The organism is Burkholderia sp. BCC0405 (assembly GCF_902833075.1).
Lineage (GTDB): Bacteria > Pseudomonadota > Gammaproteobacteria > Burkholderiales > Burkholderiaceae > Burkholderia.
This window is the reverse complement of sequence record NZ_CADFEO010000024.1, coordinates 39,130-62,092: the sequence shown is the minus strand read 5'-3', so window position 1 is coordinate 62,092 and position 22,963 is coordinate 39,130. Positions and strand designations below refer to the sequence as shown.

Annotated in this window: 21 protein-coding genes; 17 read left to right on the top strand and 4 right to left on the bottom strand. The window is 62.9% G+C overall.

The features are described from left to right. Window positions 1-6: 6 nt before the first annotated feature. From HWX36_RS30690 to HWX36_RS30640, 11 genes are all read left to right on the top strand, one after another. Window positions 7-2,460, top strand: a complete 2,454-nt coding sequence (locus HWX36_RS30690; RefSeq protein ID WP_175957601.1) for a glycosyl hydrolase 108 family protein — start codon at window positions 7-9, stop codon at window positions 2,458-2,460. Continuing rightward, window positions 2,442-2,906: a hypothetical protein gene (locus tag HWX36_RS30685; RefSeq protein ID WP_175957600.1), complete on the top strand. Its 465-nt coding sequence runs from the start codon at window positions 2,442-2,444 to the stop codon at window positions 2,904-2,906. Before HWX36_RS30690 ends, HWX36_RS30685 begins: the two co-directional genes overlap by 19 nt. A gap of 114 nt (window positions 2,907-3,020) precedes the next feature. After that, window positions 3,021-3,506, top strand: a complete 486-nt coding sequence (locus HWX36_RS30680; RefSeq protein WP_175957599.1) for a hypothetical protein — start codon at window positions 3,021-3,023, stop codon at window positions 3,504-3,506. A gap of 19 nt (window positions 3,507-3,525) precedes the next feature. Then, window positions 3,526-3,783 (top strand): PAAR domain-containing protein, encoded by a 258-nt coding sequence (locus HWX36_RS30675; RefSeq protein WP_175957598.1) that lies wholly within the window; start codon window positions 3,526-3,528, stop codon window positions 3,781-3,783. Between the two features lie 66 nt (window positions 3,784-3,849). Beyond that, window positions 3,850-5,025, top strand: coding sequence for a hypothetical protein (locus HWX36_RS30670; protein WP_244136571.1), 1,176 nt, complete (start codon window positions 3,850-3,852; stop codon window positions 5,023-5,025). Next, window positions 5,022-8,840 carry an ImcF-related family protein gene (locus HWX36_RS30665; protein ID WP_175957596.1) on the top strand — a complete coding sequence of 1,273 codons (3,819 nt, stop codon included), beginning with the start codon at window positions 5,022-5,024 and terminating at the stop codon, window positions 8,838-8,840. The genes HWX36_RS30670 and HWX36_RS30665 overlap by 4 nt, the downstream gene beginning before the upstream one ends. Continuing rightward, window positions 8,837-10,420, top strand: a complete 1,584-nt coding sequence (gene tssA, locus HWX36_RS30660; protein WP_175957595.1) for a type VI secretion system protein TssA — start codon at window positions 8,837-8,839, stop codon at window positions 10,418-10,420. The genes HWX36_RS30665 and tssA overlap by 4 nt, the downstream gene beginning before the upstream one ends. A gap of 9 nt (window positions 10,421-10,429) precedes the next feature. Beyond that, entirely contained in the window at window positions 10,430-12,244 is a 1,815-nt protein-coding gene (tssF, locus tag HWX36_RS30655; RefSeq protein ID WP_175957594.1) for a type VI secretion system baseplate subunit TssF, read from the top strand. A 17-nt stretch (window positions 12,245-12,261) separates the two neighbouring features. Beyond that, the gene (tssG, locus tag HWX36_RS30650) at window positions 12,262-13,365 is read left to right on the top strand and encodes a type VI secretion system baseplate subunit TssG (RefSeq protein ID WP_244136570.1); all 1,104 of its coding nucleotides are present in this window, start codon (window positions 12,262-12,264) and stop codon (window positions 13,363-13,365) included. 13 nt (window positions 13,366-13,378) lie between these two features. Beyond that, window positions 13,379-13,897 (top strand): type VI secretion system lipoprotein TssJ, encoded by a 519-nt coding sequence (gene tssJ / locus HWX36_RS30645; protein ID WP_175957592.1) that lies wholly within the window; start codon window positions 13,379-13,381, stop codon window positions 13,895-13,897. Next, window positions 13,894-14,658 carry a hypothetical protein gene (locus tag HWX36_RS30640; RefSeq protein WP_175957591.1) on the top strand — a complete coding sequence of 255 codons (765 nt, stop codon included), beginning with the start codon at window positions 13,894-13,896 and terminating at the stop codon, window positions 14,656-14,658. The genes tssJ and HWX36_RS30640 overlap by 4 nt, the downstream gene beginning before the upstream one ends. 90 nt (window positions 14,659-14,748) lie before the next feature. On the opposite strand, the gene catC is transcribed toward HWX36_RS30640, so the two are convergent. From catC to HWX36_RS30625, 3 genes are read right to left on the bottom strand one after another with little or no spacing between them, the layout of a single operon-like run. After that, complete coding sequence (gene catC, locus HWX36_RS30635; RefSeq protein WP_175746162.1) at window positions 14,749-15,039, bottom strand: muconolactone Delta-isomerase; 291 nt, start codon at window positions 15,037-15,039, stop codon at window positions 14,749-14,751. Window positions 15,040-15,082: 43 nt separating this feature from the next. After that, complete coding sequence (catA, locus tag HWX36_RS30630) at window positions 15,083-15,985, bottom strand: catechol 1,2-dioxygenase (RefSeq protein WP_175957590.1); 903 nt, start codon at window positions 15,983-15,985, stop codon at window positions 15,083-15,085. A 31-nt stretch (window positions 15,986-16,016) separates the two neighbouring features. Then, window positions 16,017-17,150, bottom strand: coding sequence for a muconate/chloromuconate family cycloisomerase (locus HWX36_RS30625; protein WP_175957589.1), 1,134 nt, complete (start codon window positions 17,148-17,150; stop codon window positions 16,017-16,019). A gap of 91 nt (window positions 17,151-17,241) precedes the next feature. Here HWX36_RS30625 and HWX36_RS30620 point away from each other — a divergent pair, with 91 nt between their 5' ends. Continuing rightward, window positions 17,242-18,132, top strand: coding sequence for a LysR family transcriptional regulator (locus HWX36_RS30620; protein WP_175957588.1), 891 nt, complete (start codon window positions 17,242-17,244; stop codon window positions 18,130-18,132). Between the two features lie 224 nt (window positions 18,133-18,356). Here HWX36_RS30620 and andR read toward each other — a convergent pair whose 3' ends face one another. Continuing rightward, window positions 18,357-19,316, bottom strand: a complete 960-nt coding sequence (andR, locus tag HWX36_RS30615; protein WP_175957587.1) for an anthranilate 1,2-dioxygenase regulatory protein AndR — start codon at window positions 19,314-19,316, stop codon at window positions 18,357-18,359. Between andR and HWX36_RS30610 the strand changes: the two genes are divergently transcribed. From HWX36_RS30610 to andAa, 5 genes are all read left to right on the top strand, one after another. After that, complete coding sequence (locus HWX36_RS30610; protein ID WP_175957586.1) at window positions 19,315-19,458, top strand: hypothetical protein; 144 nt, start codon at window positions 19,315-19,317, stop codon at window positions 19,456-19,458. The genes andR and HWX36_RS30610 overlap by 2 nt on opposite strands. 69 nt (window positions 19,459-19,527) lie before the next feature. Then, on the top strand, window positions 19,528-20,799 hold the full coding sequence (gene andAc / locus HWX36_RS30605) for an anthranilate 1,2-dioxygenase large subunit AndAc (RefSeq protein ID WP_175957585.1): 1,272 nt from the start codon (window positions 19,528-19,530) through the stop codon (window positions 20,797-20,799). A gap of 14 nt (window positions 20,800-20,813) precedes the next feature. After that, window positions 20,814-21,290, top strand: a complete 477-nt coding sequence (andAd, locus tag HWX36_RS30600; protein ID WP_175957583.1) for an anthranilate 1,2-dioxygenase small subunit AndAd — start codon at window positions 20,814-20,816, stop codon at window positions 21,288-21,290. A gap of 17 nt (window positions 21,291-21,307) precedes the next feature. Next, entirely contained in the window at window positions 21,308-21,634 is a 327-nt protein-coding gene (gene andAb, locus HWX36_RS30595) for an anthranilate 1,2-dioxygenase ferredoxin subunit AndAb (RefSeq protein ID WP_175957581.1), read from the top strand. Further along, window positions 21,624-22,844 carry an anthranilate 1,2-dioxygenase system ferredoxin--NAD(+) reductase gene (gene andAa, locus HWX36_RS30590; protein ID WP_175957579.1) on the top strand — a complete coding sequence of 407 codons (1,221 nt, stop codon included), beginning with the start codon at window positions 21,624-21,626 and terminating at the stop codon, window positions 22,842-22,844. Before andAb ends, andAa begins: the two co-directional genes overlap by 11 nt. Window positions 22,845-22,963: the final 119 nt, after the last annotated feature.

The window sequence follows — 22,963 nt, the reverse complement described above, 5'->3', positions numbered from 1 at the left end:
CTGACCATGGCGACCAAAGCCGCACCGAAGAAATCACCGACGCCGCCGCAGCCTGCCAAAGCTGGATTGAAGCAATTGTCGTTTGCGTTTCCGTTTTTGCGCAAAGGGCAAGGTCAGTCCGAGGCATCCACTCGATTCACCAACGAGCACGATATTTATCGATTGCTGGCCGAGCGTGAGTCGTCTGGTACCTATCTCGCGAGCAGTAACGGCATGTGGCATGGCGGCATTCATGTCACGGAGGCAGGTGCCGGACAGGCCTTGGACCTCGATGCGGGATTGCGGTGCATTGCCGATGGCATGTTGATCGCGTTTCGCGCCAACAAGACTTATCCGGTCAGCGAGGTTGCAACGGCAGATGGCGGATTGCCTTACGAGGCGCCGTATAGCACGGCCTTTGCGCTGGTGCGACACACGATGGAGTTCCCACGGGACACGAAGCTGACGTTTTACAGCTTGTACATGCATCTGATGTCCCGGGAAGACTACGCCAACTTCCCGAAGCGGGAAAAGCCGTCGTATTGGCCGCGGCAATGGCGGGTGACGCAGTATGCGCAGGACAAGCAAGCGTCAGGCCGAAGCGGGCAGGTTGCCGATCCTGCACAGCAGGGACTGCGTATTCGCAAGACTCCAGGCGGTAGTCCCATCGCGATCCTGCCGCAAGGCGCCAATGTCGGCATCGGGAAGATCGAGACGAAGAATGGAAAGCCGTGGGGACAGCTAACCGACCTTCATGAGACGTCACTGTATCCACAGAAAGCCGGTGAATACGTCGAGCCGTCGAGTGCGATCGGCAAGTGGGTCTTTCTCGGCCAGGAAAACGGTGGTGCGGTTGCCGAAGAGACTGTCGAGGATTCGATATTTGATCGGGTTGTCGTGACGACGGGCCAAGGTACGCCGGGTGATACGTCCGGAATTCCAGTCAAGGCAGGAGACCTGATTGGACACCTCGGCCGCTATGACTCGCTGAACCAATGCACGACCGGAACCAGGCTGGCGCACATCGAAGTCTTCTGCGATGACAGCATTCAGTCGTTCCTCGAAAAAGGACGTGCATGGGTCGATCAACACGGCCCGAACAAGGAGGACTGGGCGGCACTGGGCCTGCCATCCGAGCCGACGATCCTGCGTATCGCGCCGGGCACGGTGCTGTATCAACGTACTCAAGACAAGAAAAAATTTGTCCCGGGTATTGACCCACAGTCGAGAAAGACGGGCGCCGTTCAGGTGTATTCGCTTGCCGAACTGGCGCGGGACCCGAATCGACGAGTCGCCGAGCCGCGTCCGAATCCAGATCCAGGTTATCCGGTGAACTGGTGGCATGTTGACGGTGTGAATGCACAAGGTCAGCCGATTGACGGCTGGGTGTGCGACTTCAACCATCCGGGCGGTCGTGTGACGCGGGAATTCGCACAGAAGTGGGTTGATTTCGAATGCCTTGCGGATGCTCATGATCCGGCGCATACGATCTTTGCGACAACACAGGCGTGGGTTGACTATGCGAGCGGCGCCAATGTTGATGACCTTGCTTCGCGTTCGAAGCTCAGTCCGTTGATGCTTAAGGTGTATGACGCTCTGTTTACGGCAGGAGATGGTAAGCGAGCGGCTGATGAATTATGCGCGCTGTCGCGGACCGAGCGTGGTGGATATCCGTGGGTGATGCAGGCGGCGTCTCGGTTGATCGTCAAGCATGAGAGCGAGTGGGCGAATCCGTCGAAATGGAAGCAGATGATCGCCGAGTTGGAAAAGCAGACGGGGCCGAAGCTGCAGCACGGAGCAGAACAAAAGCGGATCGAAGCGCTCGCGTGGTGGGCCGATGTGAAAGCCGGTGTTGTGGATTTTCCGGGTGAGGATGTTTGCCATATTAATGCAATTGGACTCATAGCAAACTTCACACTTGAATGTGACTGTAAAACACGTTTTGAAAAAATATCAAAGATAGTTCTTTTCAACGAGGGTGGATTTGTGAATGATCCAAATGACTCTGGAGGTGCTACAAACAAAGGTATCGCGTGGGCTACTTGGAAAGCATACGCCGAAGAAGATGTCGGCGTGGAGCCGACGTTGGAAAATCTGAAAGCACTGACCGATGACCAGGCTAAGGTGATATACCTGAAGCGATACTGGGAGCCTCGCGGTTTTTGCAAGATATTAAATGAAAAAACTGCCCTGAATATATACGACTGGACGATAACATCTGGCCAAGCCATTAGAAAAATCCAGGAACTTCTCACCTCGGATTATTCCGTTGAAATTGCGCACAATAATGTGATGTCGAAATTATTTATAGACAGCATTAATTCAATTGAAAATCAAGATGAGCTTGTGCAAAAAATCGGAGTGGTGCGGAAGCAATATTATACGTACCTTGCACACGATAGAAAAGGGAAGCCGAACAAGAATTATAAATTTTTGGATGGATGGACAAAACGAACTGATAGATGCTTGGGCTACAAATGATCAATATCGTAGGTTGGGTTAAGGGTCTAATTTTAGGGTGCGTGTTCGTTGTGGTTTCGGCCAGTGGGTATGCGTCTCCCATGGATTGTTTTGTCGGTGAGTGGGATTGGAGTAATTCATCTGGCACCATGACGTTCTCAATTGATCTAAAAAAACAGGGGGGGAGAATTTATGGGCAGTATTGTGCGGTCGCGCAAAACGGAAATAAGATCGACTGCGATGACGAAGAAAGTCAAAATATTGATGGGGTTATTGGTGGTGATGGTAAGTCAGCTGTCGTAAATTTCAATTCATTTTTTGGTGCGAAGAATGGAGAGGCTTTCCTGAGAATGGTTGGTGGGCGTCTAATTTGGCATGTTGTTAGAAATCCAAGTGAAGGGGAGTTCTATGCTCCTAAAGATGCCATTTTGGTGCCGCATCAATTTATGATGAAGAAGGCAAAGTGAAAATGTCTCATGTGAAGACTGCTCAGCTGGTCATGCCTGTTTGGTTGGAAATAATGATCGGCATGGCCGCTGCAATCAAGTGGTGCTTTTCTTGATTTTTCGATAGGGTAATTTATGAGGATTTATCGATTTGTTGTGGCTTCAATAATTGGAATTGCTTCGATGGTGGTCGCGCGCGCCGAAGGATTGTGCGCCACAAAAGAAGTGGCAATATTCAACTGCGAACTTGAAAAATCTGTTTCGTCACTATGTAAATCAAAAGAGAGTGGAGCCCTGATTTATCGAAGTGGAGTTGATGGAAAGGTGGGCTTGCGGATCCCGGGTGGCAAAGAAGATGCGAGAGATTTTTTCTTCTTGTCATATGCTCCTTATGCGGGGGGTGGGGAAACGCATATTCGATTTTATTGGCTTGGATACACATACTATTTGTACGACAAGGTCACTAAGGTTGACGATGGTCCGGCGCTTTATTCTGGAATTGTGATGTATAAAGGGAAGGAGAGAATTTCCAATATTTCGTGTGAAAACGATGCATCGATACGTGCAATCGCATATCAATCAATTGCTAGGGAAACGTACCGGTCAATTAGCACTCGGTAATCAAATCAGGGGGGGCATAGTGAAAAATCTCGCATACGAAGGCGACACAACGAGCCACGGCGGCAAGACCCCGACCGGCTCGGATCACATCAAGGTCAAGGAGCGCCGAGCCACCCGTGTGGGTGACAAAGTCTCGTGCCCGATTCACGGCGACAACGAAATCGTCGAAGGCAGCGGCAGGATGAAGGATGGCACCACGCCGCTATCGCGCGACGGCGATCACACGCGGTGTGGGGCGGTGCTCATTGCCTCGTCCACCGGAGCGCAGGTCAGGTAAGCGATGCCCGTCGATTTCAATCGCGTGCCGCCGCGAGTGGATGTACCACCTCCGCCTCGGGTCTCAATGATCGTCTGGATACCCCTGCTGGCGCTTGTCATGGCGGCCGGGGCCGGGCTGGCGATCACATTTTGGCCGACGGACCGCCTGACGAATACGCCGTGGTTCTGGCTCTGTGTCGTTGGTTATCCCTTCCTGGTCTGGACTTTCCTGCTATTCGCGTGGCTCGCGTATGGCTACACCCGTCGCAATCAGGCGATTGCGACCAACCGCGTGAGTGATGACGCCGAGCAGTCATGTCACGCGATGTCGAGCAGACCGCTTGCGATACTCGGCCATGCATGGTGCTTCGACGCGAACGATTCGGAAAACTCGCTTGAACGAATACTGACGGGAACTGAGCTGGCGAAGCTTCGGCCGAGCGGCGCGGTTGCGGATAGCGAGGTCAATGCACGTTGGCTCGACATCCCGGAGATGCATTTTCATCCGGGTAACGAACTCACTGAACATGCTCGGCATCATGTCGTGTGTACGTGGCTGCTCGAACGCTTGATAGACCGCCTCCTGCCACAGCTCAATACGCTCCCACCGAGAACGAAGCTTCAGATCGAGCTTCATCATCGATCCAGGCTGAAATCCGAGGTTTTCGAGACCGGACTACGGGCGGTGCTCACTGAACGAGTGCCTGCATTGAAGGTGGACGTCACATCGGGTGAACACCCGATTTCGCTCTTCCGAACGGACGCGTGGCTGGACAAGCGAGCCGTCGATACGGTCCACCTGCTGGTTGCCGTTGAGCTTCGCGATGCAATCAGTTCCGTCCTGTCCGATGGCGTTGCAGAGGTGGGTGTCGCGCTGCTCGTCGGACACCCGCGCCTTGAGTCATCGGCCATGCCAGCCGGGTTGCGATTGCATCGCCCCGCCCGAGGCCCGGTCGATACCGCCGCCCGGACGCTTGAGCTTGCCGCGCGCTGGGGACAGACCTCGCGCGACTGTCTGCGCACAGTGTGGACGCATGGCCTGTCCGGCGACAGAGTCAGTGCAGTTCGGCAAGCCGCGTCGTTTCCCGACGAGACGCGATGGATCTCGCTCGAAACGTCGGTGGGCGACTGTTCCGGCGCAGGGCCGTGGTTGGCTGCTGTCCTTGCTGCAGAAAGTGCCCGGACAACGGGCGACCCGCAACTAGTAATGTGTGGCGAAGGTGAAGAACTGATCGCCCTCATGTGCAGAAAGCAGACATGAACGATAACAAGAACGACAACAAGACCCTGCCAGCAGGCCTCTTCATAGGCGTCGCGGCAGTGATCGTCTTCCTTGCGCTCGGTAGCGCGGTATGGATGGAGGGGCCCCGCCACGGATGGTCGCGAGATACCCGGATCATCATCGAGCTTTCGCTAGCGGTGGGCTTGCTGATCGTGATCCTGCTGATCAAGCACGTCGAGTTTGTGCTGCTTTCGATCGCCTCACTGAGAGCATCCCGTTGGTTTGCTCGTTACGACGCCGGAAAACGTGCAGTGTCTGTCGACCACAACGATCAGGACGGTCCGTCGGGGCCAGTCGACAGAGCTACGGCGCTGCGGAACCTCCTGCGTGACCGTCACGGCCGGCGTTGGCGCTATCGCGAACGATGGGTGCTCGTCGCCGGCGACCTGCCGCTGGTGAAGCGCTTGGCACCGGGACTTGCCGACACGGGGTACGTAATCAACGGCAATACGATTCTGCTGTACGCCGGGCAAACCCGCGACACGCTCGAGACGGAATGGCTCGATCAGATCCGCCGCCTGCGCCGGTACCAGCCGATTGATGCGATCGTTGCGGTGACACGTAACCGCAGTTCGGCGGACGTACCGTTTGACGTCGATGGCGTTAGCCGGCAACTGGCGCTTCACGCGCGTGCCCTGCGCTGGGCGGCGCCCGCATATCTGCTCGACGCCACCGATTTCGGCAGCATGACGTCGAGCCCGGATGAAGCAATCGGCTTTACCTGGTCGAACGCGAGCCTGAACGCAGACGATATCGATTCGTCGTTGCAGGATCTCACCTACGACCTGGCAGGCACGGGGGTTGTACGCCTCACCAGAGACGCACGCGATCGCTATCCCCTCGAGCTGTCGCAGCATATTGGCAATCTGCGCGCTGCGTTGACGGGTCTCGTGCTGAAAGCTAACCAATCCCGTATCTGGAAACAAGGGGTTTACGGCCTACTGTTCGCGCCATTGTTCAAGGAGCGCGAACCGGGGCTGCCGTTATCAAGCGATACGAACGACGACGACTCGCCAACCGGTCCCCAACACCGAACGATCTGGCAAACCGTCGCCGATCACAGCCGCAAGGTTCATGGTCGCCGCGTCGGCTTTTCGTTGTCGACCACGGCGGCGTGGATGGCGACTGCCGTAACCGGCTGCTGGCTCGCCGGCACGATGCTGTCCGGCTTCGTCAACCGCGCGACGGTAGGAAGTGCGGCAGATACGGTCGTGAATCTCAACGAAGCCCGGGACCCGACACAGTCCCTGCAGACGCTTACCCATCTTGAACGACAGATCGACACACTTGAAATCCACCAGCGCAACCGGGCACCGCTGAGTGCCCGCTTCGGCCTGAATCGCGACCAAGCATTGCTCGATGCCCTCTGGCCGCACTATGCCGATGCGGCGAACCGCATTCTCGTCGGCCCGATTCGCGAGCAGCTCGAGGCCCGACTGCATCAACTGGCGTCGCTATCCGACGCAGAAATCGCCAGCGGCGGCGATGCGCAAGTACAGGCCGCATACGACACGCTCAAGACCTATCTGATGCTCGCGAAGCCGGAGCGCGCGGTGGCTGCATTCCTGACGCCTCAACTCGTCGCGACGTCCATGCCGGCGCGCCCCGTCAACGCTTCGTTGTCGCCAGGCGGGTGGGAGGACTTGCGGCAACAAGCGATCACATTCTTCACGAATCATCTGGGACACGGTACGAAAGCGACGGCGGCTGCGTGGGCAATCGCACCGGACAATACCTTGATCGCAGCAACCCGCCAGACGGTGATCGGTGTGCGGGGCATTCAGAATTCGAGGGACGCGGTCTACCAGCAGATCCTCGACGAAGCGACGCCGAAGTACCCGCCGGTGTCGCTCGTCACGCTGCTGGGTGACGCGGCATCCCAGGCTGGTGCAGGTAGCGCGACAAGCCGCGGCTTGTTCAACACGACCATGACCATATCGGGCGTATTCACGCGCGCGGCATGGGACGAACGGATCGCCAAGGCCATCGACGATGCCGGCGAGCAACACGACGTGTCGAGCGACTGGGTGCTTTCCGATACCAAGGCCGCCGGCCAGTCCTCGTCGACTCTGAAGGACGAGCTGCGCCAACGCTATTTCGACGACTATGCGCGTGCCTGGGCGCAGTTCCTCAACAGCGTGCGCTGGCAACCGGCGCCGACGCTTTCCGCCACGGCCGATCAACTGACCTTGCTGGGCGATCCGCAACGTTCTCCGCTCGTCGCGCTGATGAATGCGATCGTCTATCAGGCGGGCACGGGCGCCACCGCGCAGTCGCTGTCCGACACGCTGGTCAGCAAGGCGCAGCAGCTCGTCGGTGCGGACGAAAAGGATCCGTCGAAGCAGGTCAAGCCGCAGCTCGCGCCGCTGGCGGGCGCGTTCGGCCCGATCCTGCGTCTGACCGGCAGCGATCTCGTCTCCGGTGCACCGGTCAACGGTAAAACCTCCGCCGCGCAAATGGCCGCGACAGGCGACCTGAGCCTCGCCCGATATCTGGAGCGCATCACGGCCATGCGCCTGAAGACGTCGCAGATTGTCTCCAGCGCCGATCCGGATGCGGTTGCGCGGCTGGCCGCCCAGTCGGTGTTGCAGGGCAAGACATCCGACATCGCCGATAGCCGCGACTATGCGAGCCGGGTCGCCGCGAGCCTCGGCGAGCAATGGTCCGGCTTCGGCGCACTGTTCCGCGCGCCGTTCGACCAGGCATGGCAGGTCGTCGTGCAGCCGGCCGCGTCGAGCCTGAACGAGATCTGGCGCGCGGCGATCGTGGCCGACTGGAACAAGTCGTTCGGCGGCCGCTACCCGTTCGCGGATTCGGACAACGACGCGTCGCTGCCCGAAATGGCGCGCTTCATGCGGCCCGATGGCGGTGTGATCGCGCAATTCGTGACGACGCAGCTCGCCGGTGTCATCGAGCGGCACGGCGACCGCTGGGTGCCCGCACAGGGCACCGATTCCGGTGCGCTGACGATCGATCCCGGCTTCCTGAACGGATTGAACAAACTCACGCGTATTTCCACGGTGCTGTTCCCGTCCGGCGATGCGCGCGTGCGCTACGAGTTGCAGGCGGTGCCGACGCCGGGCGTCACCGACATGCGATTCGTGTTGTCCGGCCGTGAATTGCACTACTTCAACCAGAAGCAGGAATGGACGCCGTTCGAATGGCCCGGCCAGTCGCTCGAAAACCTGTCGCATATCGAATGGCAGACCGAGCAGGGCGGCTTGCGGACGGCGCTCGATTCGCAGGGGCGATTCGGACTGATTCGCCTGTTCGAGCGCGCGAAGGTCACGCAACAGGACAACGCACGCTACCTGCTGACCTGGACCCCGGACACCAGCCAGGGCATCCCGCTGAAGGTGCAACTGCGCAGCGACGCGGGCGCGGGCCCGCTCGACGTTCTCCAGTTGCGCAACTTCGTGCTGCCTGCACGGATTTTCATGACCGGGGCGGCGAGCGCCGGGCCGAAGGTGTCGACGGCCAGTCCGCCGCCGTTGCCGGCCGCGGCGATTGACGCGGCCAGGCACGCCGCCGTGCCAGTGCCGCCAGGGCTGCCGGGCGCGATGACGTGGCCGGATGAAGCGATGCCGGTGGAGGCCGAAAAGGTATCCCGTCAGACGACCGCGATAGCGGAGGCGCGACCGAGCGCAACCGGCGAGAAACCACCAAAGAGCGATCCGCGGATGGCGCTGTCTTTGCTGGCGACGGCTTCGGCATCTTCCGACGCCTCCATCAAACCGTTCGGACACGCCCTCCGTTTGCTGGGTGACGCATTTGCATTCCGGGACCTGCCATGACGCTTGCCAATTTCGTCAAGACACTCGTCGGCGGTCCTCGCGTCGATTCGCTGCAGGCGTCCCGACGGGCTACCTGGGCCGCATGGCTGGTCCCGATACCCGGGGAGCAAGCATGCGGCCGCGATCCCGGTTACGAGGATGCGTTCTTCGAACTGAAGGACGAGGCAAACAAGCTGTCGGGAATCGACGACGCGCGGATCGTCCGCACCTGCGAGCAGTTGCTCAAGGAAACCGGGAAGGATCTGCGTCTGGTCGGCTACTACGCGTTTGCGAGATTGCGGCAGGACGGTCCGGCTGGCTTTAGCGACGGACTCGAGCTGGCTGCTGCGCTCGTCGACCGGTTCGGCGAGGCCGTGCTGCCCGCGCGGGCCGAGGCGAAGCGGGCGGCGCTGGAAATGCTGGCGACTTCGCGCATGATCGAGACGCTGGACAGCCGCGGCGACTTCGCGCCGGCCGATCTCGAACGTGCGCTTGCTGCACTCGACGTGCTCGTCGAACGAACGGGAAACTGGCCGGAAGCCGCGCGCCCGAATCTGCAGCCGCTGGTTGCCCGTTTCGAGCGCAAGGAGGAACCGGCTCGCGGCGCGAATCCGGGCGCGATCCCGCCGCAAAGGACTGCGCCGGTTCCTGCGTCGAACGGGGCGATCGCGTCGACGCGCGACCTGCTCGATCAGGCACGTTCGATGGCGGCGTGGTTGCGGGAGCGGGAAAACGGCTACTTGCCGTCGGTGCGCGTCGTGCGCAGCGTTCGCTGGGACACGTTGCATGACGTGCCGCCGTCGGATGCCGCGTTGCATACGCGTCTGGCGCCGCCGCGCGCCGAATTGCGCCAGCAGATGAAGCGTCTCGTGCTGCAGAAGCATTGGCACGAATTGCTCGAGCGGGTCGAAGGTGCGTTCATGGAAGGCGTGAATCACCTGTGGTTCGACCTGCAGTACTTCCAGCACGTCGCGCTCGATCATGTCGGCACGCCGTACAGCGCGTGGCGCGAACTGCTGCGCGCCGACTTTGCGCTGTTTCTCGAACGACTGCCGGGCATCGAGCGGCTGGCATTCAGCGACGGCACGCCGTTTTCCGACGACACGACGCTCGAATGGATTGCCCGGCACGCGGTCGTGCGCGACCTGGAGGCAGGCGAGACGGTTACGGCGTTGCCGGTTTCCGCCGATAGCGAAAGCGATGCCGCCGGCGACTGGCCGGAGATCGAAACCCAGGCTCGCGAACTGGCCGCGCGCGATGGCATCGAGACGGCCTTCGCATGGCTCGAAACGCTTCCGGGCATGAAGACCGACCGCCATCGCTACTTGCAGCGGTTCGTGATGGCTCGTCTGGCCGATCATGCCGGCCGGCCCGATACGTCGCTCGCGCTGCTGGCCGAACTTGACGCGTCTGCCCGGTCGCTGCCGCTGATGCGCTGGGAGCCGGCGCTGACGTTCGATGTCAAGCAGCAACTGATGAAAGCACTGAAGGCGATGAGCAACCGGAAGGATGCCGACAAGCCGGCGCTCGCGCGGCGCATCGCCGAACTGCAGGCGGAGCTGACCGTGCTCGATCCCGCCCGCGCATTGACCCTGTCATAACGGATTCCCATGGACAACGACGATCCCATCCTGCGCTACTACGAAGCGGAAATGCGCTATTTGCGCGAGTCCGGCAAGGAATTCGCGAAGGCGCATCCCGACCGTGCACGCTTGCTCAATCTCGACCGCGTCGGCGATCGCGATCCATACGTCGAACGGCTGTTCGAAGGTTTCGCGTTCCTGACCGGCAGGCTCAGGCAAAAGCTCGACGACGAATTGCCCGAACTCACCGAAGGGCTCGTCAGCCTGTTGTGGCCGCACTATCTGCGGATGATCCCTTCGCTGTCGATCGTCGAGCTGACGCCATTCGCCGAGAAACTGCAGAAAACGGTAACCGTGCCGGCCGGCGTGCCGGTGCGTTCGGCGCCGATCAACGTGCCATCTCCGGGCGGCACGGAAGGCGTGGCGCCGCGGACGGTGCAATGTCTGTATCGGACGACGCAGGCCGTTGCACTGCAGCCGGTCTCGATTACGCATGCAGGGCCGGCCGTGCGTCACGACGGCCGCTCGGTGATCCGTGTCGGCTTCGCGTTGCACGGATCGGCGCTGCGCAAGGAGACGGATCTGTCGCGGCTGCGGCTGCACCTGAACGCCGATCTGCCGACCGCGTTCGCGATGCATCTCGCGTTGACGCGTCAGGTCGATTCGATTCATTGGCGCGTTCCGGAAATACGCGGTGGCGAAGCCGTACCGCTCCCCGGCGTCACGATCCAGCCGGCGGGATTTTCGACGGAAGAGCGGCTGTGGCCCAAAGCCGATGCGGCGTTTTCCGGATATCAGCTGCTGCTCGAATACTTCACGTTCCGCGAGAAATTCCTGTTCGTCGATTTGTGCGGACTGGAGGTCACGACGCTGCCCGAAAAATCGACCCGCTTCGAACTGGAGATCGTGCTGAAGGAGGCTTATCCGTCGGATCAGCGGTTCAACGCAGATAACGTGCGACTGTTCTGTTCGCCGGTGATCAACCTGTTCGAACTGGATGCCGAGCCGATCGAGATCGACCATCACGAAACGGAATATCGCGTCGTGCCGGCCGGTCATCAGGGCGAGCATGTCGAAACGTATTCGGTCGACGCGGTCGCGACGTTCGACCACGATACGGCCGAGCGATACGAATACGTGCCGTTCGCGACGTTCCGGCATCGCGGCGGCATGTTGCGTCACGAGGCGCCGGAACGCTATTTCCATACCCGTGTGCGTTCTGGTGTATCGGGGCTGCACGAAATGTGGGTGATTCTTGGCGGCCACGCGTGGGAAACGATGGACGCCCTGCCGGAGGAGAGCCTGTCGCTGCGTGTGACGGGCACGAACGGGTTGCTGCCGCGCAAGGGGTTGCGCGAGGCGAGCCTCGATGAGTTGGCGGCCAGCACGCCGAACGTCGCGGGCGTGCGCAATCTGGTGTCGCCGACGTTGCCGCTGTATCCGCCGACGGAAGATCGCTTCCAGTGGCGCGTACTGTCGCATCTCGCGCCGAACTTTCTGTCGATGATGAATGCGGAAGTGCTGCGCGGCGCGTTGGCGCTGTACGACTGGACGAACGAAGAACTGAACCGGCGGCGGCTCGCCGGCATCCTGCACGTGTCGCAGCACATGATCGAGGAGGTGTCGGGCGGCGCGGTCGAGCGCGGCGTGCTGATCGAGGTCACGCTCGATTCGCATGCGTTCTCCGGCGACGGCGACGTGATGCTGTTCGGCGAGCTGCTGCACCGGTTCTTCGGCGCGTATGCGGAGATCAATCTGTTCACGAAGCTGGCAATCGTCAGCCTGCCGTCGCGATCCCGGACGGAATGGCCGCGCAGCAAGGCGCAGCGGGCGCCGCTATGACGGGCTCGAGCAATCGGATGGCGGCCGAAGCTGCCGCATCGAAGGGGCCGCCGGTGTTGACCGGGGCGCTGTTCCAGCGGGCGCAGCAGATGACTTTCATGCAGTTCTGTCGTCTGCTGGAGGCATGTGTGCCCGAACGTCCCGGATTCGGTACGCGCGACACGCCGGAACATGAGCCGGTACGATTCCGGCCGCGTCCGCGGTTGGGGTTTCCGGCGGGCGAGGTGGCCGCTGTCGAATTCGACGACGCGCACCCCGATGCGCCGCCGACCGTACGCACGACGTTCATGGGGCTTTACGGCGTCGATGCGGCCATGCCGTCGCACATGATCGACGAGATCGTGCTGCGGGAGGAAGGGCACGAGGCGGTCGAGGCATTTCTCGATCCGTTCAATCATCGCGTGGCGACACTGCTGTATCGCGCATGGAAGAAGTATCGCTATCCGGAGCGTTTTCGGGCCGGCGGTGTCGACGATTATTCGCAGAGCCTGCTGTGTCTGGCCGGATTCGGATGGGGCGACAAGCCTTTGCGGGCGGGCTTACCGAATTCGCGGGTGCTTGGGTTGCTGGGCTTGCTGACCCAGCGCACGCGTACGTCGGAAGGGCTGGCCGGGGTGGTGGCGCTCGCGGCGCCCGGGGTCGATGTCCGTGTCGACGAGTTCTGGGCGGTGACGACGAGTACCGGGCGACCGACGCCGTTGACGTCGGCGAAGCCGGATGCGGCAGTGCGGGCGGAAGGGAAGCGCAGCGGGCTCGGCGGCGGTTACGTGCTCGGCAGGCGCCTCACGTATCGCAGCCGGGCGGTGCGCGTGACATTGCGGCCGGTCGACGAGCGGCAGGCGCAGGACCTGTTGCCCGGTGCGAGGCTGCATCGGGAGGTGATGGCATTCATCCAGCTGTATGTCGGCGTCAAGGCCGATGTGCATTTGCGGATGGAAGTGTCGTCGCGGTTCGTTCCGCACCCGACCGTCGGCGTCGAACGCGCGGGCCCGGCGCCGCGTCTGGGCTGGACGACGGTGCTGCCGTCGGTCGATGAACGCATGATCGACATTGCGCTCGGCGTGTACGACGCGTTTCCGTTACCGCAACCCAACCCGCATCTCGTGCCGCACACGATCTGATCCAGGAGGTTCCATGTTCCATCGAATGAGTGCGGCCGCCGCTGCCGCCGTATTGTTGCTGTCAGGTTGCGGTGCCTGGCAGTCCGTGTCGGACGCGTCGTCGAATGCGTATCGCGCCGTATTTTTCAAGCAGGTGAAGGTGCTCGACGTGGATCTTTCCGCGCGCGCCGCACTGAACCCGGACGACGCAGGGCGGCCGACATCGGTGGCCGTTCGCGTCTATCAGTTGAAGGACCGCAAGCTGTTCGACGGGGCGTCGTACGACGATCTGTTGAAGAGCGACCGGACGGTGCTTGCTCAAGATTTGCAGGCGGATATGTCGGCTGTCGTGAATCCCGGCGCTTCGTCGAGTTTGTCTCAGCCGATGCAACGCGAGACGGCGTATGTGGCGATCGTTGCGTTGTATCGCGTCCCCGGAGCCGCCGGAGACTGGAGACGAGTTATCGAGAAAAAGAAGCTTGATCCGGATAAGCCTTTACGCCTCGATCTGACGTCGAGCAGATTACAGATGACGGGGGACATGCCTAAGTGAAAGTCGCGCAATCTATTCTGAGTGGGAGCAAGCCCTTCGGGTTCTCTAAACAGCTAGGACTGGCAATTTGGCTTGGCGCCATCGTGTCCGTTCGCGTGGCGGCTCAAGATGTACCGTCCCCACTCATCGTGCCGCTCGCTGGAAAGGCCGAAGACTTTGTTCCAAAGGGCTGGAAGCTCGAATTTCAGACGAAGGGCGATCTGAACGGCGATGGCCGCGACGATCTGGCGCTGGTTCTGCGTGACAATGATCCCGCGAACGTGATATCTGATGACGGCATGTGCGAGAGTCCGTTCGACGCGAATCCGCGCATCCTTGTCGTCGCCTTTGCACAGCCAGATGGGCAGTACGCTCTCGCGCTGCGAAACGAAACGCTGATACCGACCCGGGAATCACCGTGTCTGGCGGATGCCCTGGAAGAGGGGAACGTGAGCATCGACCGGGGTACGTTGCAGGTCAGGCTGGGTCGCTTTGCCAGCGCTGGGAGTTGGGAAATGGGATCGACCACCTATACGTTTCGGTGGCAGGATCGGAATTTCATGCTGATCGGCTATGACAACTTCTCGGTGATGCGTAATACGGGCGCCGTGCGTACGCTCAGTGTGAACTACTCGACGGGCAAGGCCAAAATGTCGATCGGGCGTGTATCCGACGACCGCGAACGCACTCGATGGGTAAAGCTGCACGCGCCGCGTCGCTGGACGCTCGATCAAGTCGGCGATGGGTTCGAATTAGCCCAGTCGTTGCCGACAGTCGAATAGTCGTTCATGCAGGTTTGCGTAGCGTCACCGCGACGCCATGTCTCGCGACCCATGCCGCCGGTTACCCGGCAGCATGGGCCGCTGCCGGAATTACCGATCGTCTTCCCGCACCGAAGACGGATGCCGGCACAGCGCCCGCACTTCCATCTCCATATACGGAAACAGCGGCAACTGGCTGAGCACGTCATGCAGCTGCTGCACACTTTCGACGTCGAAGATGCTGACATTTGCATACTGTCCGGCGATCCGCCACAGATGCCGCCAGACCCCTTCGTTCATCAGCCGCTGGCACATCGCCTTTTCTTCCGCCTTCAGCGTGGCCGCCTTGACCGGATCCATGTCCGTCGGCAGACGAACGGTCATTTCCACATGAAACAGCATGCTGCACTCCTTGCGTTGTCGATTCGTCGAACGGGAAGGCTGCTCAGGCCTGCGCGCGGGCCCGCTCGACTTCGCTCGCCGGCACGTCCTGCTTTTCCTTGAGCAGCGAGAAATCGAAGTCGATCAGCGCGAACTGCCCGTCGACGCCATACGGCTTGCCTTCCGCGCCTTCGGCCTGCTTCACCGGCGGGATCAACCCGTCGCGCGTCGCGAAGGCGAAGTCGTCCCACAGATGCGGATCGCCATCGATATTGATCTGCGTCGTCAGCTTACGATAACCGTCCGCCGAAACGAAGAAGTGAATGTGCGCCGGGCGATGGCCGTGGCGGCCGAGCTGGTCGAGCAGCTGCTCGGTCTTGCTGCCCGGCGGCACGCTGTAGCCGACCGGCAGCACGCTGCGGAAGCTGTAGCGGCCTTCGGCATCGGTGCGGATCGAGCGGCGCAGGTTGAACGCCGGCTGCGACTGATCGAAGTACGAGTAGTTGCCGAGATGGTTCGCGTGCCACACCTCGACCAGTGCGTTCGCGATCGGCGCGCCATCCTGGCCGAGCACCTGGCCGCGCATGATCAGCGTCTGGCCCGGATCGGTGCCGTCGTCGAGACGCGCATGGCCGACCGATTCCGGCGCACCGGCGACATACAGCGGCCCTTCGATCGTGCGCGGCGTGCCGCCCTGGATGCCGGCCTTTTCCTCGGCTTCGTCCATCCGCACGTCGAGGAAGCGCTCGAGGCCGAGGCCCGCTGCGATCAGCCCGAATTCGCGGCCGGCTTCGTTCAGGTAGTTCAGCGCCGTCCAGAATTCGCTCGGCTGCACGTCGAAGTCCTCGATCGTGTAGCAGATGTCCTTCACGATCCGGTTGACGATCGCGCGCACGCGCGGGTTGCCCGGCTTCTCGGCGGCGTCGTCGAAGGTCTTCAGCAGTGCATCGATGGCTTGCTTGTTCATCTGTGTCTCCGGTTTCGGTTGTCGTGTGGGGTCAGCGGGCGTCGCGTCGCATCCGCTCGATGCGGGCCCAGTCGAAGGTGATGCCGAGGCCGGGCGTCGCCGGCAGGTGCAGCTTGAAATCCTCGTAGCGCAGCGGCTCGACGAGGATCTCCTCGGTGAGCAGCAACGGGCCGAACAGCTCGGTGCCCCATTTCAGCGAGTCGAACGTGCTGAACAGTTGCGCGGACGCCATCGTGCCGGCCGCGCCCTCGAGCATCGTGCCGCCGTACAGTTCGATGCCGGCCGCCGCCGCGATCGACGCGACGCTCGCCGCACCCTGCAGGCCGCCCGATTGCGCGATCTTCACCGCGAACACGTCGGCCGCGCGATCCTGCGCGAGCGCGAATGCATCGACGGGGCCGTGCAGCGCCTCGTCGGCCATGATCGGCACTTGCGCCAGTTGCGTGAGGCGTTTCAGCCCCGCGCGGTTGGTCGCGGCGATCGGCTGCTCGACGAGGCTCACGCCGGCTTCCGCAAGCCGTGCGCCGGCCCAGATCGCGTCGGTTTCGCTCCATGCCTGGTTCACGTCGACGCGCACGTCGCCGCGCTCGCCGAGCGCGCGCTTGATCGCGATCACGTGCGCGACGTCGTCGGCCACCGCATTCGAGCCGATCTTCAGCTTGAACGCACGGTGGCGACGCGCGTCGAGCATCGCTTCGGCTTCCGCGATGTCGCGCTGCGTGTCGCCGCTCGCGAGCGTCCATGCGACGTCGACCGCATCGGTCCGGCGGCCGCCGAACAGCTCGGACAGCGGCACGCCGAGGCGGCGCGCCTGCGCGTCGAACAGCGCGGTCTCGATCGCGCACTTCGCGAAGCGGTTGCCCTGGAACAGCTTGCGGGCGCGCGCCAGCGCAGCGCCCGGGCGGGTCGCGTCCAGGCCCTGCAGCAGCGGCGCGAAGTAGGTGTCGATGTTGACCTTGATGCTTTCGGGGCTCTCCTCGCCGTACGCGAGGCCGCCGATGGTCGTCGCCTCGCCGACGCCTTCGATACCGTCCGTGCATCGAACACGCACCAGCACGAGGGTCTGGCAATTCATCGTGGCGACCGACAATTTGTGGGGCCTGATCGTCGGCACGTCGACGAGCAGCGTCTCGATGCGTTCGATGGTGGCGGCAGTTGCTATCATGCGATTCCTCCTGTTGGTGCACATGGTAGGAATTCCCACCCGGCGTCGTCCAACACTCTTTCCGACTACTTCCATACCTTTGAGGCATGAAATGGAATTGCGTCAGCTCCGTTACTTCATCGCCGTCGCCGAGGAAATGAACATCACGCGGGCGGCCGAGCGGCTGCACATGACGCAGCCGCCGCTCAGCCGCCAGCTCCAGGCGATCGAGGACGAGATCGGATTGCCGCTGTTCGAGCGCGGCGCACGGCCGCTGAAACTGACGGATGCGGGGCGCGTGTTCTATGCGCAGGCGAAGCGCCTCGTCGACCAGGCCGACGAGCTCGGCCCGCTGACGCGGCGGCTCGCGCAATTGTCGGAGCGGATCGTGATCGGCTTCGTGCCGTCGACGTTGTACGGCGCGCTGCCGGACGTGATCCGCGCGTTTCGCGAGGCGCAGCCGGACGTCGAACTGTCGCTGATCGAAATGTTCACGCTGGAGCAGCTCGGCGCGCTGAAGGGCGGGCGGATCGACGTGGGCTTCGGCCGCCTGCGTTTCGACGACGACCAACTGGTGCGCGAGGCGTTGATCGAGGAAAAGCTGATCGCGGCGCTGCCGGTCGGGCATCCGCTTGCCGATCCGGCCCGGCCGCTCGCGCTCGCGGATATCGCGAACGAGACGCTGATCGTCTATCCGAGCACGCCGCGGCCGAGCTTCGCGGACCAGCAGCTATCCGCATTGCGCGATGGCGGGCTGGTGCCGGCGGCCGTCCATGAGGTGCGCGAATTGCAGACGGCGCTCGGGCTCGTCGCCGCGAAAGTCGGCGTGTCGCTGGTGCCGGAGAGCGTGGAGGGCGTGCGCGTGAGGGGCGTCGTCTACCGGCGCCTGCCGGAGCCGGCCGCGACGTCGCCGATCATCATGAGCCGCCGGCTGCACGGCGAAAGCGCCGCGACGGCCGCGTTCTGCGCGATTGCGCGGGAGATGTTCGCGCCGGCCGCGTAAGGGCACGCCGATTGGGCATGGCTGCAACTAACGGTCGCGTTAGGCGTATCCGGTCAAATGCACAAAAGGGCGGCACGAGGCGATGTCGTTCGGCACGGGCGGAACGGCGCGCCCTCTGGTGTCGGCCGGGCAGGGCTGCAAGCCGGAAGCCGGCAAACCGTCGGTCGCGCCCCCGGCCCTTGATCCAGCTGGCCTGCGATTCACCGAGCCGGGCCAGCGCCCGCCTACTGCTGCCCGCCGAGCGTCTCCGACGGCGATTCCCCGAATTTCTCCCGATAAGCGATCGCGAACCGCCCGAGGTGCGTGAACCCGCAATCGAGCGCGATATCGGCAATCCGCCGGTCTGACGCCGCGCCGCGCAGCAGCTCACGCGCATGGTCGAGCCGCGTCGCGCGCAGGTATTGCATCGGGCTCGTCCCGCGGAACTGCAGGAACGCGTCGCGCAGCGTCCGCTCCGGCACGTTGGCGGCGCGGACGATATCGGCGAGCTGCAGTGGCTGCGCGTAGTGCGCGTTCACGAACTCCTGCGCACGCCGCACGAAGCCGGGCGCCGGGTCGCGATGCGACGCGTGCAGCACGGACGGCGGGTGGCCTTCGATCAGCAGGTCGATCAGCAGGTGCTCGAGCTGCGACGCGACGCGCGGGTTCGCGTTCGCGCGTTCGAGCAGTTCGGGCGAACGCGCGACGAGCATCAGTTGCTGGCGCCATGCGGCGAGCGCGGCGTCGCTGATATGCAGCACGGGGTCGAGCATCGCGCGCGGGTCGCCGGTCAGCGAGCCGACGGTCGCCGCATCGATGCGCAGCACGAATTGCTCGCAATCGGCGGACAGCACCGCGTCGAAGCGCTCGCCGGGCGCGCACAGTACGCCGGTCTGGCCGTCGACGCCGAGCTGCCGCCCCATCGCACGCACCTCGGCTTGGCCGGACAGGCAGAACATCAGCAGGTAATAGCCGTCGACCGCGTCGACCTGCACGCGCATCGCGTCGCCGAACGCGATCGTGCCGATCCCGAGCCCGCCGAGCTTGACGAAATCCATGTGCGACGCCCCGTGCACGCGGCCGTTCGGCAGCAGCGCGTGCGGCTGCATCACGCGCGAGATCCGCTCGCGCGTCTCGTCGAGATCGCGGGATTCGAACAGCCGATGCGCGCGCAGCGCGAGCGGCTCGAACGATGTTGGGGACATGGGCATCAGCCTGATTGTGGACGGCGCGCTTCGATCCGACGAATGGGTCTCGATCAAATGCCGCATCGTGCGTGCCGCCATGCTAGCTCAGAAATCCGCCGAAAGTGGATATTGCACCGCCGCAATCGCACTTTCCGGATAGACGGCGAATATTAGCCTTTCAAAAATGGACCCCATCTTATTAATGCAACGGATCAACAAGGAGTCCGACATGGAGCAGACAGAATCGCCCGTCGTGTTCGCCGCGCGCGGCGACGCGTCCGACGTGAGCTTTCCGCACGACGACGGCTCGCGCGTGCCGTACAAAGTGTTCAGCTCGCAGGCCGTTTACGAACGCGAGCAGGAACGCATCTTCCGCGGGCCGACGTGGAACTTCGTCGCGCTGGAAGCGGAAATCCCGAACGCCGGCGATTTCAAGAGCACGTTCGTCGGCGACACGCCGGTGGTCGTCACGCGCGCCGAGGACGGCACGCTCGCCGCGTGGGTGAACCGTTGCGCACACCGCGGCGCGCAGGTGTGCCGCAAGTCGCGCGGCAACGCGAGCTCGCACACGTGCGTGTATCACCAGTGGAGCTTCGACAACACGGGCAACCTGCTCGGCGTGCCGTTCCGGCGCGGTCAGAAGGGGATGACCGGGATGCCGGCGGATTTCGATCCGAAGCAGCACGGGCTGCGCAAGCTGCGCGTCGACAGTTATCGCGGGTTGGTGTTCGCCACCTTCAGCGACGACGTGATGCCGCTGCCCGACTACCTCGGCGAGCAGATGCGCCCGTGGATCGACCGGATCTTCCACAAGCCGATCGAGTATCTCGGCTGCACGCGCCAGTATTCGAAGTCGAACTGGAAGCTGTACATGGAGAACGTGAAGGACCCGTATCACGCGAGCATGCTGCACCTGTTCCATACGACCTTCAACATCTTCCGCGTCGGGATGAAGGCGCGTTCGATTCCGGACGCGAACCACGGGCTGCACAGCATCATCACGGTGACGAAGACGAACGACGACACGTCGGCCGCGTACAAGCAGCAGAACATCCGTTCGTTCGACGAGGGGTTTCACCTCGAAGACGAATCGATCCTGGATCTCGTGTCGGAATACGACGAGGACTGCACGAACCATATCCAGCCGATCTTCCCGCAGCTCGTGATCCAGCAGATCCACAACACGCTGGTCGCACGCCAGGTCCTGCCGAAGGGCCCCGACAACTTCGAGCTGATCTTCCACTTCTTCGGCTATGCGGACGACACGCCCGAGCTGCGCGCGCTGCGCATCAAGCAGGCGAACCTCGTCGGGCCGGCCGGCTATATCTCGATGGAAGACACGGAGGCGACCGAGCTCGTGCAGCGCGGCACGGTGCGCGACGCGGATGCGACGTCGGTGATCGAGATGTCGCGCGGCAATCCGGACCAGCAGGACACGGTGATCACCGAAAGCCTGATCCGCAAGTTCTGGGTCGGCTACCAGAAGCTGATGGGCTATTGAAGCGGGAGCGAGAAATGACGGAAGACATGAAGACGTGGTTCGAGATTTACATGCTCCAGAACCGCTATATCGGGCACCTCGACAACGACCGGCTCGAAGCATGGCCGACGATGTTTACCGAGGACTGCACGTACGAAATCGTGCCGAAGGAAAACGCCGATCTCGGGCTGCCGGTCGGGATCGTCCACTGCACGAACCAGCGGATGCTGCGCGACCGCGTGGTGTCGCTGCGGCACGCGAACATCTACGAAGAGCACACGTACCGGCACATGACGTCGGGCCTGACGATCGTCGCCGAACGCGACGGCGAGATCGACACCGAGAGCAACTACGTGGTCGTGCAGACGCGCAGCAACGGCGAGTCGAACGTGTACCAGGCCGGCAAGTACTACGACACGGTCGTGCGCACGCCGGACGGTCTGCGCTACAAGACCAAGCGCGTGATCTACGACACGTCGCGCGTGCAGACGCTGCTCGCCACCCCGATCTGACGAAGCAAGGAACCGACATGACCGAAGCAACGCTCGCCGAGTGGCATCCGCTCGGCGCTTACGACGAATTCACCGAAGACGAACCGGCGGCGCGTGTCGCCGGCCAGAAGCCGATCGCCGTGTTCCGGATCGGCGACGAGCTGTTCGCAATGCACGACCTCTGCACGCACGGCCATGCGCGACTGTCCGAAGGCTATGTGGAGGACGGTTGCGTCGAATGCCCGCTGCACCAGGGGCTGATCGACATCCGCACCGGTGCGCCGAAATGCGCGCCGATCGCGGAGCCGGTGAAGACCTATCCGATCCGGATCGTCGACGGGCAGGTGGAAGTCAATGTCGGCTGATCCGTTCGTGATCGTCGGCGCGGGCCACGCGGCCCGGCGCACGGCCGAAGCGCTGCGCGAGCGCGACGCCGCCGCGCGCATCGTGATGATCGGCGCGGAGCGCGAGCTGCCGTACGACCGGCCCGCGCTGTCGAAGGATGCGCTGATGAGCGACGGCGGCGAGCAGCGCGCGTTCGTGCGCGACGCGGCGTGGTACGACGCGCAGCGCGTCGAGCTGCGGCTCGGCACGCGCGTCGATGCGATCGAGCGTGACGCGCGGCGCGTGCGGCTCGACGACGGCACGACGCTGCCGTACGCGCGGCTCGTGCTCGCGACGGGTTCGCGGGTGCGCACGTTCGGCGGTGCGATCGACGCAGGCGTCGAGCCGCATTACGTTCGCACGGTCGACGATGCGCGTGCGTTGCGCGCGCAACTTGCGCCGGGCCGCCATGTCGCGGTGCTCGGCGGCGGTTTCATCGGCCTCGAGGTCGCGGCCGCGGCGCGCCAGCTCGGCTGCGACGTGACGGTGATCGATCCGGCGCCCCGGTTGCTGCAGCGTGCGTTGCCGGAAGTCGTCGGTGCGTATGCGCATCAGTTGCACGACGCGCGCGGCGTGGTGTTTCAGATGGCGACGCTGCCGCGTGCGATTCGTCGTGCGCCGGCCGGCGGTGCGATCGTCGAGACCGATCGCGGCGACGTGCAGGCCGATATCGTCGTGGTCGGCATCGGTGTCGTGCCCAACGTCGAACTTGCGCAGGCGGCCGGGCTCGACGTCGACAACGGGATACGCGTCGACGCGGGCTGTCGTACGACCGATCCCGCGATCTTCGCGGCGGGCGAGGTGACGATGCACTTCAATCCGCTGCTCGGGCGTCACGTGCGGATCGAATCGTGGCAGGTCGCCGAGAACCAGCCGGCCGTCGCGGCCGCGAACCTGCTCGGCGCCGACGAAACCTATGCCGAGCTGCCGTGGTTATGGTCCGATCAGTACGACTGCAACCTGCAGATGCTCGGGCTGTTCGGCAGCGAACGCACGACCGTCGTGCGCGGCGATCCGGCGAACGGGCCGTTCTCGGTGTTCGGGCTGGGCGACGATGGCAAGATCGTCGCGGTGGCCGCGGCGAACCTGGGGCGCGACATCGGCGCGTCGCGCCGGCTGATCGCGGCGGGGGCGGTGCCCGATCCTGTGAAGCTCGCCGATCCGGCGGTGAACCTGAAGACGTTCCTGTAGCAGCCGCACGGTCGTCCGGCCCGGCATGCGGTGACGATGCCGGCCGGCGCCGTGCGCGATCCGCCGGTTCGATCCGGTGGAGTGCCGCCCGCCCGATGGGCGTCGCAATGTTTGTCGGC

Excerpts from the sequence above, each read along its gene's own strand:
- HWX36_RS30690 (WP_175957601.1), top strand. The coding sequence starts at position 7 with ATGGCGACCAAAGCCGCACCGAAGAAATCACCGACGCCGCCGCAGCCT.
- HWX36_RS30685 (WP_175957600.1), top strand. The coding sequence starts at position 2,442 with ATGCTTGGGCTACAAATGATCAATATCGTAGGTTGGGTTAAGGGTCTA.
- HWX36_RS30680 (WP_175957599.1), top strand. The coding sequence starts at position 3,021 with ATGAGGATTTATCGATTTGTTGTGGCTTCAATAATTGGAATTGCTTCG.
- HWX36_RS30670 (WP_244136571.1), top strand. The coding sequence starts at position 3,850 with ATGATCGTCTGGATACCCCTGCTGGCGCTTGTCATGGCGGCCGGGGCC.
- HWX36_RS30665 (WP_175957596.1), top strand. The coding sequence starts at position 5,022 with ATGAACGATAACAAGAACGACAACAAGACCCTGCCAGCAGGCCTCTTC.
- tssA (WP_175957595.1), top strand. The coding sequence starts at position 8,837 with ATGACGCTTGCCAATTTCGTCAAGACACTCGTCGGCGGTCCTCGCGTC.
- tssF (WP_175957594.1), top strand. The coding sequence starts at position 10,430 with ATGGACAACGACGATCCCATCCTGCGCTACTACGAAGCGGAAATGCGC.
- tssG (WP_244136570.1), top strand. The coding sequence starts at position 12,262 with ATGGCGGCCGAAGCTGCCGCATCGAAGGGGCCGCCGGTGTTGACCGGG.
- tssJ (WP_175957592.1), top strand. The coding sequence starts at position 13,379 with ATGTTCCATCGAATGAGTGCGGCCGCCGCTGCCGCCGTATTGTTGCTG.
- catC (WP_175746162.1), bottom strand. The coding sequence starts at position 15,039 with ATGCTGTTTCATGTGGAAATGACCGTTCGTCTGCCGACGGACATGGAT.
- catA (WP_175957590.1), bottom strand. The coding sequence starts at position 15,985 with ATGAACAAGCAAGCCATCGATGCACTGCTGAAGACCTTCGACGACGCC.
- HWX36_RS30625 (WP_175957589.1), bottom strand. The coding sequence starts at position 17,150 with ATGATAGCAACTGCCGCCACCATCGAACGCATCGAGACGCTGCTCGTC.
- HWX36_RS30620 (WP_175957588.1), top strand. The coding sequence starts at position 17,242 with ATGGAATTGCGTCAGCTCCGTTACTTCATCGCCGTCGCCGAGGAAATG.
- HWX36_RS30610 (WP_175957586.1), top strand. The coding sequence starts at position 19,315 with ATGGGCATCAGCCTGATTGTGGACGGCGCGCTTCGATCCGACGAATGG.
- andR (WP_175957587.1), bottom strand. The coding sequence starts at position 19,316 with ATGTCCCCAACATCGTTCGAGCCGCTCGCGCTGCGCGCGCATCGGCTG.
- andAc (WP_175957585.1), top strand. The coding sequence starts at position 19,528 with ATGGAGCAGACAGAATCGCCCGTCGTGTTCGCCGCGCGCGGCGACGCG.
- andAd (WP_175957583.1), top strand. The coding sequence starts at position 20,814 with ATGACGGAAGACATGAAGACGTGGTTCGAGATTTACATGCTCCAGAAC.
- andAb (WP_175957581.1), top strand. The coding sequence starts at position 21,308 with ATGACCGAAGCAACGCTCGCCGAGTGGCATCCGCTCGGCGCTTACGAC.
- andAa (WP_175957579.1), top strand. The coding sequence starts at position 21,624 with ATGTCGGCTGATCCGTTCGTGATCGTCGGCGCGGGCCACGCGGCCCGG.